The 11,654-nt window shown below is 69.6% G+C and carries 13 protein-coding genes; 8 read left to right on the forward strand and 5 right to left on the reverse strand.

Annotated features, from left to right (window positions below; translation table 11 throughout):
* Window positions 1–13 precede the first annotated feature (13 nt).
* From sdhA to AC068D_RS16020, 3 genes are all read left to right on the forward strand, one after another.
* Window positions 14–1,768, forward strand: coding sequence for a succinate dehydrogenase flavoprotein subunit (gene sdhA, locus AC068D_RS16010; RefSeq protein WP_478823637.1), 1,755 nt, complete (start codon window positions 14–16; stop codon window positions 1,766–1,768).
* Complete coding sequence (locus AC068D_RS16015) at window positions 1,768–2,526, forward strand: succinate dehydrogenase iron-sulfur subunit (RefSeq protein WP_478823638.1); 759 nt, start codon at window positions 1,768–1,770, stop codon at window positions 2,524–2,526. The genes sdhA and AC068D_RS16015 overlap by 1 nt, the downstream gene beginning before the upstream one ends.
* 137 nt (window positions 2,527–2,663) lie before the next feature.
* Entirely contained in the window at window positions 2,664–3,134 is a 471-nt protein-coding gene (locus AC068D_RS16020; RefSeq protein ID WP_478823639.1) for a hypothetical protein, read from the forward strand.
* Window positions 3,135–3,431: 297 nt separating this feature from the next.
* Here AC068D_RS16020 and AC068D_RS16025 read toward each other — a convergent pair whose 3' ends face one another.
* Window positions 3,432–3,866: an Lrp/AsnC family transcriptional regulator gene (locus AC068D_RS16025; RefSeq protein ID WP_478823918.1), complete on the reverse strand. Its 435-nt coding sequence runs from the start codon at window positions 3,864–3,866 to the stop codon at window positions 3,432–3,434.
* Window positions 3,867–3,957: 91 nt separating this feature from the next.
* Between AC068D_RS16025 and AC068D_RS16030 the strand changes: the two genes are divergently transcribed.
* Window positions 3,958–4,887 carry an SMP-30/gluconolactonase/LRE family protein gene (locus AC068D_RS16030; RefSeq protein ID WP_478823640.1) on the forward strand — a complete coding sequence of 310 codons (930 nt, stop codon included), beginning with the start codon at window positions 3,958–3,960 and terminating at the stop codon, window positions 4,885–4,887.
* Between the two features lie 223 nt (window positions 4,888–5,110).
* Here AC068D_RS16030 and AC068D_RS16035 read toward each other — a convergent pair whose 3' ends face one another.
* Window positions 5,111–5,917, reverse strand: a complete 807-nt coding sequence (locus tag AC068D_RS16035; RefSeq protein ID WP_478823641.1) for an alpha/beta fold hydrolase — start codon at window positions 5,915–5,917, stop codon at window positions 5,111–5,113.
* A gap of 124 nt (window positions 5,918–6,041) precedes the next feature.
* On the opposite strand from AC068D_RS16035, the gene AC068D_RS16040 reads away from it, so the two are divergent.
* The 3 genes from AC068D_RS16040 to AC068D_RS16050 are packed head-to-tail and all read left to right on the forward strand — an operon-like array spanning window position 6,042 to window position 7,695.
* A complete protein-coding gene (locus AC068D_RS16040; protein WP_478823642.1) occupies window positions 6,042–6,476 on the forward strand; it encodes a hypothetical protein in 435 nt (144 codons plus the stop codon).
* Window positions 6,477–6,481: 5 nt separating this feature from the next.
* Window positions 6,482–6,886, forward strand: a complete 405-nt coding sequence (locus AC068D_RS16045) for a thiol-disulfide oxidoreductase DCC family protein (protein WP_478823643.1) — start codon at window positions 6,482–6,484, stop codon at window positions 6,884–6,886.
* Window positions 6,887–6,897: 11 nt separating this feature from the next.
* Window positions 6,898–7,695 carry a TetR family transcriptional regulator gene (locus AC068D_RS16050; RefSeq protein ID WP_478823644.1) on the forward strand — a complete coding sequence of 266 codons (798 nt, stop codon included), beginning with the start codon at window positions 6,898–6,900 and terminating at the stop codon, window positions 7,693–7,695.
* Here AC068D_RS16050 and AC068D_RS16055 read toward each other — a convergent pair.
* Window positions 7,686–9,077, reverse strand: coding sequence for a metallophosphoesterase (locus AC068D_RS16055; protein WP_478823645.1), 1,392 nt, complete (start codon window positions 9,075–9,077; stop codon window positions 7,686–7,688). The two genes, AC068D_RS16050 and AC068D_RS16055, sit on opposite strands and share 10 nt — an antisense overlap.
* A gap of 12 nt (window positions 9,078–9,089) precedes the next feature.
* Complete coding sequence (locus tag AC068D_RS16060; RefSeq protein ID WP_478823646.1) at window positions 9,090–9,335, reverse strand: SCO4848 family membrane protein; 246 nt, start codon at window positions 9,333–9,335, stop codon at window positions 9,090–9,092.
* A gap of 130 nt (window positions 9,336–9,465) precedes the next feature.
* Between AC068D_RS16060 and AC068D_RS16065 the strand changes: the two genes are divergently transcribed.
* Window positions 9,466–10,755 (forward strand): D-alanyl-D-alanine carboxypeptidase family protein, encoded by a 1,290-nt coding sequence (locus AC068D_RS16065; RefSeq protein WP_478823647.1) that lies wholly within the window; start codon window positions 9,466–9,468, stop codon window positions 10,753–10,755.
* Here the strand turns inward: AC068D_RS16065 and AC068D_RS16070 are convergent.
* Window positions 10,703–11,626 (reverse strand): YihY/virulence factor BrkB family protein, encoded by a 924-nt coding sequence (locus tag AC068D_RS16070; protein ID WP_478823648.1) that lies wholly within the window; start codon window positions 11,624–11,626, stop codon window positions 10,703–10,705. The genes AC068D_RS16065 and AC068D_RS16070 overlap by 53 nt on opposite strands.
* Window positions 11,627–11,654: the final 28 nt, after the last annotated feature.

The raw sequence follows: 11,654 nt of genomic DNA on the forward strand, positions 1-11,654 counted from the left end.
AGGCGAAACACTGATGAAGATCCACAAGTACGACACCGTCATCGTCGGCGCAGGTGGTGCCGGTATGCGCGCCGCCATCGAGGCGACGAAGCGCAGCCGCACCGCCGTGCTGACGAAGCTCTACCCCACCCGCTCCCACACGGGCGCCGCGCAGGGCGGCATGGCCGCCGCGCTGGCGAACGTGGAGGAGGACAACTGGGAGTGGCACACCTTCGACACGGTCAAGGGCGGTGACTACCTGGTCGACCAGGACGCCGCCGAGATCCTGGCGAAGGAGGCCATCGACGCCGTCCTCGACCTGGAGAAGATGGGCCTGCCGTTCAACCGGACCCCGGACGGCACCATCGACCAGCGCCGCTTCGGCGGCCACTCCCGCAACCACGGCGAGGCCCCGGTCCGCCGGTCGTGCTACGCCGCGGACCGCACCGGCCACATGATCCTCCAGACGCTGTACCAGAACTGCGTCAAGGAGGGCGTGGAGTTCTTCAACGAGTTCTACGTCCTGGACCAGCTGATCACCGAGGTCGACGGCGTCCGCAAGTCGGCCGGTGTGGTCGCCTACGAACTGGCCACCGGCGAGATCCACGTCTTCCAGGCGAAGGCGGTCATCTACGCGTCGGGCGGCACCGGCAAGTTCTTCAAGGTGACCTCCAACGCGCACACCCTCACGGGTGACGGCCAGGCCGCCTGCTACCGGCGCGGTCTGCCGCTGGAGGACATGGAGTTCTTCCAGTTCCACCCGACGGGCATCTGGCGCATGGGCATCCTCCTCACGGAGGGCGCCCGCGGTGAGGGCGGCATCCTGCGCAACAAGGACGGCGAGCGCTTCATGGAGAAGTACGCCCCCGTCATGAAGGACCTCGCCTCGCGCGACGTCGTCTCGCGCTCCATCTACACGGAGATCCGCGAGGGCCGCGGCTGCGGTCCCGAGGGCGACCACGTCTTCCTGGACCTCACCCACCTGCCGCCCGAGCAGCTGGACGCCAAGCTCCCTGACATCACCGAGTTCGCGCGCACGTACCTCGGCATCGAGCCCTACACGGACCCGATCCCGATCCAGCCGACCGCGCACTACGCCATGGGCGGCATCCCGACCAACGTCGAGGGTGAGGTCCTCAGCGACAACACCACCGTCGTCCCGGGTCTGTACGCCGCGGGCGAGGTCGCGTGCGTGTCGGTGCACGGAGCCAACCGCCTCGGCACCAACTCGCTGCTCGACATCAACGTGTTCGGCAAGCGCGCCGGTATCGCCGCGGCCGAGTACTCGGCGAAGGCCGACTACGTCGACCTGCCGGAGAACCCGGCGTCCCTCGTCGAGGAGCAGGTCGAGCGGCTGCGCAACTCCACCGGCTCGGAGCGGGTCGCCGTGCTCCGCAAGGAGCTGCAGGAGACCATGGACGCCAACGTGATGGTGTTCCGCACCGAGCAGACGATCAAGACGGCGGTCGAGAAGATCGCCGAGCTTCGCGAGCGCTACCGCAACGTGTCCATCCAGGACAAGGGCAAGCGGTTCAACACGGACCTGCTGGAGGCCATCGAGCTGGGCAACCTGCTCGACCTGGCCGAGGTCATGGCCGTCTCCGCGCTGGCCCGCAAGGAGTCCCGCGGCGGTCACTACCGCGAGGACTTCCCGAACCGCGACGACGTCAACTTCATGCGCCACACCATGGCGTACCGCGAGGTCGGCGCCGACGGCTCCGAGACCGTCCGTCTCGACTACAAGCCCGTCGTCCAGACCCGCTACCAGCCGATGGAGCGTAAGTACTGATGGCTACCCCGACCATGGACAAGGTGGAGGCGGAGGCCGCCTCTTCCCCGTACATCACGGTCACCTTCCGGATCCGCCGCTTCAACCCCGAGGTCTCGGCCGAGGCCGAGTGGCAGGACTTCCAGATCGAGATCGACCCGAAGGAGCGCGTGCTCGACGGTCTCCACAAGATCAAGTGGGACGTCGACGGCTCGCTGACCTTCCGGCGCTCCTGCGCGCACGGCATCTGCGGCTCCGACGCGATGCGGATCAACGGCAAGAACAGGCTCGCCTGCAAGACGCTGATCAAGGACATCAACCCGGAGAAGCCCATCACGGTCGAGGCCATAAAGGGCCTCACGGTCCTCAAGGACCTGGTCGTGGACATGGAGCCGTTCTTCCAGGCCTACCGGGACGTCATGCCGTTCCTGGTGACCACCGGCAACGAGCCCACGCGTGAGCGGCTCCAGTCGGCCGAGGACCGCGAGCGGTTCGACGACACCACCAAGTGCATCCTGTGCGCCGCGTGCACGTCGTCCTGCCCGGTGTTCTGGAACGACGGGCAGTACTTCGGGCCGGCCGCGATCGTCAATGCGCACCGCTTCATCTTCGACTCGCGCGACGAGGCGGGCGAGCAGCGCCTGGAGATCCTCAACGACAAGGACGGCGTGTGGCGTTGCCGCACGACCTTCAACTGCACGGACGCCTGCCCGCGTGGCATCGAGGTCACGAAGGCGATCCAGGAGGTCAAGCGCGCGCTGATCACCCGCCGCTTCTGAGTCACCCGCGCCGACCCGGCGGCGACTGTCCGTCGGGTCAACGCACCGACAGGGGCCCGTTTCTGTACGCTCGCCGTACCGGAAGCGGGCCTTCGTCGTGCGGCCTTTCCGGACGAGCCGGACGAAAGCGGGGACCGATGACCGAGCCGAACCCGAACCCCTATCTGGACAACGGCGACTACCAGTGGGGCCCTGCCCACCCGTACGGCTCCGCCAACGGCTACGGGTATCCGCAGGGTCCGCTGGCACCTCTGGGCGGAGCCGGGGTTCCGCTGCTGGTGCTCGGCGACATCACGATCCTCCAGGACTCGATCGTCACGCCCAATGGGACGCTGCCACTGAAGGGCGCGGTGTGGAACGCGATGGACATGTCGCGGACCGAGGAGTACGTCCCCACGCATGCCGTCGTCCTGGCGGTCGTGTTCTCGCTGCTGTGCCTGGTGGGCCTGTTCTTCCTCCTGATGAAGGAGAAGAGGATGACCGGCTACATCCAGATCACCGTCAGCAGCGGGGGCCGCCACCACATGACGATGATCCCGGCGACCCGCCCGGACACCATCCACTGGGTCATGGGCCAGATCAACTACGCGCGGTCGCTGAGCTCCTGAGCCGGTCCGGGCGGCGGGGAGCGGAGGACGGCCGGCGGTCCGCGGCCGATGGCGGCGATCCCCAGGCCGGCAGCACCGGACCAGGTGGAACTGCGGTGCCTGCTCCCCGAGTTGCGGAGCCGGGTATGCCGGCTCCGTGACCCGTGCGACCAGTACGCCGGGGCCTACCGCGAGTTCACACAGCCGGTACATGTCGTCGGGCTCGTGCCCAACGACTGCCGGAGCACCCGGCACCGGCTCGGCGGCACGGACCGGACGAGACCTCGGACACCGGGCCGGGCGGCACCGCAACACGCTTCAGGGTGCGGGCGGGCGTTCGAAGAAGGTCTCCAGGGAGACCGTCGCCTGGGTGCCGCTCACCCCGTCGATCGCATACAGCCGCCGTAGGACGTCCTGGAGCCGTTCGGTGGTCGCCGTGCGCACCTTCACGAGGACCGATGCGCTGCCCGCGATGATGTGGGCCTCCTCGATCTCCGGTATCGCCGCGAACGCCTCCGCCGAGTCCCCCATCCAGGCCGACGACTCGACCATGACGAAGGCCAGCACACCGAGGCCGATGGCCGCCGGGTCGACCTCGACCGTCGTACGCCGGATGATCCCGCGATCCCGCAGCTTGCGGACGCGTTCGTGGGCGGCGCCTGCCGAGAGACCGACCGCCTTGCCCAGCACCGCGTAGGCCTGCCCGGCGTCCTGCTGCATCAGTGCGAGCAGCGCACGGTCGGTCTCGTCCAGGTTGTCCACAGCCATGCCATAACCATATCCCGTTCTGTCATACTCAGATCACTCCGAATGACATTCGGTAAATAAGAACTAGGAGTGGACTGTGTCAGGCGAAATCGAAGATGGACGGTACGAGATCCTGGACGAGCGGTTCCGGACCGGACGGTGCACCAACGGCGACAGCCGGCTGGAGCAGCTTTTCGGTGACTGCCGATGGGCGGAAGGGCCCGTCTATCTCCCCGCCTGGCGCCAGCTGATCTGGAGCGACATCCCCAACGACCGCATGCTGCGCTGGGACGAGCCGACCGGCACCGTCGGTGTGTTCCGCACCCCCGCAGGCCACAGCAACGGCAACACGCTGGACCGCGAGGGCCGCCTGATCAGCTGCGAGCAGGGCAACCGGCGCGTCACCCGCACCGAGCACGACGGCTCCCTCACAGTCCTGGCGGACCGGTTCGGCGGAAAGAGGCTCAACTCGCCGAACGACGCGGTGGTGCGCTCCGACGGCTCGGTCTGGTTCTCCGACCCCGACTTCGGCATCACCAGCGACTACGAAGGACACCGCGCGGAGAGCGAGATCGGCGCGTGCAACGTCTACCGGATCGATCCGGGGACCGGAGAGGTCCGCTTGGCCGCGGACGGCTTTTCCGGGCCCAACGGACTGGTCTTCTCCCTCGATGAGCGGCAGTTGTACGTGTCGGACAGCCGCGCCGGGCACATCCGCGTCCTCGATGTGCGCGACGACGGCACGCTGTCGGACGGCAAGGTCTTCGCGGAGGCGGCGCGGAGCAGCTTCGACAACATCCGTTTCGACGACCAGGGGCGTCTGTGGGCGGCCGCGCTCCGCGACAGCGTGCACTGCTACGACCCGGACGGCACCCTTCTGGGCCGACTGCTCGTGCCGGAGCCCGTCTCCAACCTCGCGTTCGGCGGCCCCAAGAACAACCGGCTGTTCATCACCGCGACCACATCGCTGTACTCGCTGGTGATGTCGGTGACGGGGACGGACCGGGTCCGCCGCGTCCGCGGCTGACGGCGGCGTTGCCCCCGGAGGGCCGCTGCCAGTGGGGTCGCCGTCCCGCGCCGGCCCTCGGGACGACACCGCGACTTTCCACTCCACGGACGACACCGCCCGCGGTTCGCGCACCGGTGCGGACAGGGGCGGGACGACGGCCGCGAACACAGGCAGCCGCCGTCCAGCCGTACGAGGCCCCGGCGCCAAAAGGGGCGGGCAGGGCGGGGAAGGCCCTCGCCCCTCAGGCCCGCTCGACGGGGGCGTGCTCGCGGAGGAAGCCCTCGACGAGGTGCGTCACCTCGGCCGGGCGTTCCAGGGACGGCAGATGACCGGCCCAGGGGAGTTCAACGGCGCGGGCACCGGGGATCACCCCGGCCAGCCGGGCACCCATGGCACGGAAGTCTTCCAGGTCGTGCGCGCCGGTGACGACGAGAGACGGCGCCTCCACGGCCGCGAGGTCGATGCGCGGCCCGGCGGGCTCCTCCTCGTCCTGAGACCCCGTCCCGGCCGCCTCCGCCTCCTCGTCCGCCGCCAGCTGCACCTCGAACGCATGGCGCTGCATGACCCGTACACGCTCACGCACCGGCTCGTCCGCCTCGGGGCCCAGCCAGGTGGTCACGTTCAGCTCCACGGCGCCGTCGAGGTCGCCCGCCTCGATCAGTTCGTCCTCCCGGGCATCGAACTCCTCGAGCTCCGGCCCCGGTTCATGTCCGGGCAGCCCGGCGCAGAGCAGGACGAGCGAGCTCACCCGGTCCGGGCGGCGGGCCGCGATCTCGACGGCGACACGGCCGCCGAAGGACGCCCCGACGAGAGCGGCACGGCCGATGCCGAGCGTGTCCAGCAGGGCGAGCACATCGTCCGCGTCCCGGTACGGGAGCACCGCCTCGGCCGGGGTGTCGCCGAATCCCCTGAAGTCGCAGCGCACGACACGGTGACCCGCGTCCACCAGGGCTCCCCACTGGGCGTCCCACATACGCCGGTCGCCGACGGACGAGTGCAGCAGCACCACCGCGGGGCCGTCCCCCGCCACATCACAAGAAATTGTCATCCGTCCGACCCTAGGCCCACCGGCCCCGCGGCGTCATTCGATTTCCCGACGACTTGAACACGTTCAGGAACAGGTCTACAGTCCATGACAAGACCTTTTGAACGTGTTCAAGGGAGGGTGGGGAATGGACCTCACTGTTGTCGCGTACGCCGTCTACCTGCTGATCAGCGTGGCACTCACCGTCTGGGTGGCCCGCACGCTGAGCCGGAACGGACGGATCTTCCTCGCCGATGTACTGCGCGGGAACGAAAAGCTGGCAGATGCCGTCAACCACCTGCTGGTGGTGGGCTTCTACCTCGTCAACCTCGGCTTCGTCGCGCTCTACCTGGGCCAGGACGACGCCGTCACCACCGCCCGCGGGCTCTTCGAGGCGCTCTCGGTCAAGCTCGGCGTGGTGCTCCTCGTCCTCGGCATCATGCACCTCGGCAACGTCTACGTCCTCAACAAGATCCGCCGACGCGGAGTGATGGAGCGCGAGCAGACCCCGCCCGTCCCGCCGCAGGGCTGGACCGGACCCGCCGGCAAGGGGCCCTGGGCCGCGCCCGCCACCGGGGCCTGAGCGGCATGACCGGCGTACCGGTGAGTCGTCTGACCGTGCTGTACGACGCGAACTGCTCGCTCTGCGTCCATCTGCGGCACTGGCTGCTGCGACAGCGCCAACTGGTCCCGCTGGACCTCGTACCGGCCGCTTCGCAGGAGGCCAGGCGGCGCTTCCCGGACCTCGATCACGACAGCACCCTCCGGGAGATCACCGTGGTCGGGGACCGGGGCCAGGTCTACCGGTCCACCGCCGCATGGATCGTCTGCCTCTGGGCCCTGGCCGACCACAGGCCCAAGGCCCACTGGCTGGCGACACCCGCGGGAGCGCCCTTTGCGCGGGTGACCGTCCTGGCAGCCGCGAAGTACCGGGAGGCGACGGCGGCTTCCTGCGACGACGGGCGGTGCGAGCTGCCGGCCGCGCCCCGTTAGGCTCGGGCACCGTGACCGACGCGAACGACCCCCAGGAAGACAAGCGCGGCAAGCCCGCCGCCAAGCCCGCCAAGAGCGAGCAGACCCGCACCCTCATCCTCGAGACCGCGCTCCGCCTCTTCCAGGAGCGCGGATACGACAGGACGACGATGCGGGCCATCGCCCAGGAGGCGGGCGTCTCCGTCGGCAACGCGTACTACTACTTCGCCTCCAAGGAACACCTCGTCCAGGGCTTCTACGACCGGATCGCCGAGCAGCACCGGGCGGCGGTCGCGGACATCCTGGACGGGGGCGAGAAGGACCTCACGGCACGTATCCGCGGGGTCCTTCTGGGCTGGCTGGACATCGCGGCGCCGTACCACGAGTTCGCCGCCCAGTTCTTCAAGAACGCCGCCGACCCGGACAGCCCGCTCAGCCCGTTCTCCCCCGAGTCCGAGGAGCCGCGGGAGGCGGCCATCGAGGTCCACCGCCGGGTGATCGCGGGCGCCGACGTCAAGGTCGATCCCGAACTCGCGGAGCCGCTGCCGCGGTTGCTGTGGCTCCAGCAGATGGGGCTCGTGCTGTTCTGGGTGTACGACCGGTCCGAGGGCTGCGCCAACAGCCGCCGCCTGGTCGAGCGGCTCGCTCCGGTCACGGCCCGCGCGATCTCCCTCTCCCGCTTCCGCCTGCTGCGCCCCCTGGTCAAGGAAGTGCACGAGTTGCTCAGCGACTTCATGCCGACGGCGGCGGGCATGGCCGCATCGGGCAGGCCCCGGGGCACGGCGAACCGCAAGCGCACGGGACCCTCCGGTGACGACGGTCAGGCCTGACGGGACGCCAGCTCCACGACGGTGATGTCGGACGGCGCACCGACCCGCACCGGCGGACCCCACGCGCCCGCGCCGCGCGAGACATAGAGCTGGGTGTCGCCGTACCGCTCCAGGCCGGCGAGGGTCGGATTGGCCAGGTCGGCGATGAGGTTCCCGGGCCAGAGCTGGCCGCCGTGGGTGTGACCGGACAGCTGGAGGTCCACACCGTGGCGTACGGCGTCATGGATCACCACCGGCTGATGTGCGAGCAGCACGGCGGCCCGGGTCCGGTCGCGGTCACCGAGGGCCCGGGCGAAGTCGGGGCCCTGCCCCTCGTTCTCCCCCGCGACGTCGTCGACGCCCGCGAGGTCGAAGCCCGCGATCTCGACACGGTCGTTGCGGAGCGGAGTGAGTCCGAGCTCGCGCACATGGTCGACCCACGCGTCGGCGCCCGAGAAGTACTCGTGGTTTCCGGTCACGAAGTACGAGCCGTGCCGCGCCCTCAGCTGCGCAAGAGGCTCGGCGGCCCGGCCCAGATCGGCCACGCTGCCGTCGACCAGGTCGCCCACGACGGCGACGAGATCGGGCTGCGTGGCATTGATCGTGTCGACGATCCGCTGGGTGTGGGCCCGGCCGAGAACCGGTCCGAGGTGGATGTCACTGACGACGGCGATCCGGTAGCCGTGCGCCCCGCGTGCGAGTTTCGCGAGCGGCACGGTCACCTTCTTGACCCGGGGCCCGCGCATCACGCCGTATGTCCCGTACCCCACCGTACCGGCGGCGACCGCGGCCGCGGCCCCGCCGGCGACGCGAGCGACGAAGAGCCGCCGGGAGATGTCGCCCGGGGCGGACTCCGGACGCCCGTCGGCAGGGAGGGCCGTGTGCACTTCAGGGTCGCCACCGTCGTCGTCGGCCGTGCGGACGTCCGTATCCGGGGTGTCGGCCGTCGCCAGGGATCCGCCCGGACCTGCGTCCGTGCCGGACCCTCCACCGCCGGCGACGGCCACCGTCGGCGTCGGCGTCGGCATGACCGGCGCACTCTCCGCGGGTATCGCGACCGCACCGGTGTCCGACCGTGCGGCAGCCCGACGCGGCAGCGCCCGACGCAGCAGCGGGCGGACGGCTTCCGCGACCACCAGCGCCAGCGTCAGGTACAGCAGCGTGGCGAGCCACAGATATCCCGGCCATGCCAGCACCTGCTGGAGCCAGAAAGGCGCGCCCGCCCGCCCCGAGGTCAGGGCGCCGACCGACAGCAAAGGCAGCACCACGACCGCCACCGTGCCCATGCGGCGCACCCCGCTCCCGGCGAGCGTCGTGTCGCGGACCAGACGACGCCACACGTACCAGTGCACGCCCCCGAGCAGGGCGAGGACGACAGCGATCACCAACAGGACAACCAGCACGGCACCGTTCCTCTATTCGCGCTCGCGGCGCAACGCGCGTACGCCACGCAACCCGATGACCCCGACCACCGTCCCCAGGAGAAAGGACGTGATGGCGAGCAGCAGATGGACCCAGAAATACGCAGTCGGGTCACCCGCGTCGTCGAAGGCGAGCCCGCTGGCGTCCTGCCAAAGGTTCTTGACGAAAGTGACCCAGATGACCCAGCTCCACACCCCGAACGCGAGCAGGAACCAGGAGACCGGGCGGCTGAGCTTCATGGACTCAGTATCACCGCTGTGCTCCATACCGGTGCGGCGGGGTCCGGGCGATGGGCTGTACCGGCGGAGCTCGCGGCGGGTCATCCCGCCGGTGACCGTTTCGCTGACAACTCCATGTACTTTCTCGATCGTGTCTGCTTTGAAAAAGACCGCTTTGACGGTCACTGCTGCCGCTTTGCTGCCTGGCCTCACCGTTGCGCCCGCAATGGCCGCCACCCCCACGGCCACGGCCGCCGGCACCCTCAGGACCGATGACAAGGCACCGAAGCCCCCGGCCGTCATGTCCACGGTCGGCGGCGAACTGCTCGGCGAACCAGGCACCCAGGTCGATCTCGGCTCCGGCGCCCCGGTCCTCCCCAAGAAGGTGACGGGCCGCTCCTGGATCGTCGCGGACGCGGAGAACGGTGATGTGCTCGCGGCCCACAACGCACACTGGCGCCTGCCGCCCGCCTCCACCCTGAAGATGCTCTTCGCGGACACCCTGCTGCCCAAGCTGCCGAAGGACGAGGAGCACACGGTCACCACCGACGAGCTCGCCGGTGTCGGCGAGGGCAGCAGCCTCGTCGGGGTCAAGGAGGACCAGGACTACACGGTCCACGATCTCTGGCTGGGCGTGTTCCTCCGCTCGGGCAACGACGCCGTCCATGTGCTCTCCGCGATGAACGGTGGTGTGGAGGAGACCGTCGAGGACATGCAGGACCACGCCGAGGAACTGCAGGCGCTCGACACCCACGTGGTGACGCCGGACGGCTACGACGAGACGGGCCAGGTGTCGAGCGCATACGACCTCACCCTGATCGCCCGCAGCGGACTGCAGAAGAAGGACTTCAGGGAGTACTGCTCGACCGTCCGCGCCGACTTCCCCGGCGAGCAGAAGCCGGGCAAGAAGCGCGAGACGTTCGAGATCCAGAACACCAACCGGCTGCTCACCGGTGACTTCGGTATCGAGCCGTACGAGGGGATCGCGGGCGTCAAGAACGGCAACACCACGCACGCGGGCGCGACCTTCACCGGCGTCGCGGAGCGGGACGGCCGGGTGCTGCTCGTCACCGTCATGAACCCGTCGTCGGACGAGCCGCAGGCCGTCTACAAGGAGGCCGCGCGCCTCCTCGACTGGGGCTTCGAGGCGGCCGGGAAGGTGGAGCCGGTCGGCGAACTGGTCGCCCCGAAGTCCGCCCCCACGGGTCCCTCCAACGGCTCCGAGCCGACGGGCGGCGCGGCGAGCGGCCCCGGCAAGGACGGCAAGGCCAACCAGCACGGACCGGCGAAGGCATCCGCTGCCGCCCACCAGGGCTCGAGCGGAGTCGGTGTCGCACTCGGCATCACCGGCGGTGTGCTGGTCCTGCTCGCGGGTGCGGCGTTCCTGGTCAACCGGCGCTGGCCGCTGCCGGATCTGGTCCGCCGTCTGCCCCGTCGCTAGAAGGCTCTTCGCCCTGGGCGGCGGCGCTTCCCGTCGCCGTCCACGCGGCGCTGTAGAGCAGCAGTTTCGACGTGAAATTGATCCACAGCAGCAGTGCGACCGGCACACCGAACGCGCCGTACATGGACTTGGTCGCGACACCCGAGATATAGCCGCTGAGCAGCAGCTTCAGCAGTTCGAAGCCGACCGCCCCGAGCAACGCCGCAACGACGAGCCGGCGCCGGGGCGGCTGCACTCCCGGCAGCAGCGTCAGCACATAGAGGAGCATCAGGAAGTCGGCCAGGACCGCGATGGCGATGGCGAAGATCTGGAGCAGCACACCGCTCGCCCCGCCACGGTCGATGCCGAGCCGGTCCGCGCTCCAGCCGACGGCACTGGACCCCACGGCCGAGGCGGCGAACGACGCCAGCACCACCGCGCCCAGTCCCAGCAGCACGACCGTGTCCTTGCCCTTGCGCAGGACCGGGTTGCCCTCGTCCTCGTCGTCGAGCTCCCAGACCGCGCGCAGGCAGTCCCGCATCGAACCGACCCAGCCGATGCCGGTGAGCAGCAGCAGTGCACCCGCGACCAGCCCGACCGTTCCGGCGTTGGCCACCAGCGCCCCGATGTCGAGCTGGTCGGAGATACCCGGCACCTGATCGGAGAGCTTTTCCTCGAGCTTCGCCAGCTGGTCCTTGCTGAGCAGTGCCGCGCCGACCGCGGCACCCACCGTGATCAGCGGGAAGAGTGCGAGAAAGCTGATGAAGGTGATGGCGGCGGCCAGCCGCGTCCAGTGCACCCGCTCGAGGGTCTCGTACGAGCGCCAGGCGTGGGTCTTCATCAGCCGCTGCGCGAGCGGGCCGATGACGGGAAGTCGGCTCAGCCAGTCCATGTCGTACGCCTGCCCCTTCTCGGCCGGA

The organism is Streptomyces sp. NPDC043861, from assembly GCF_056435905.1.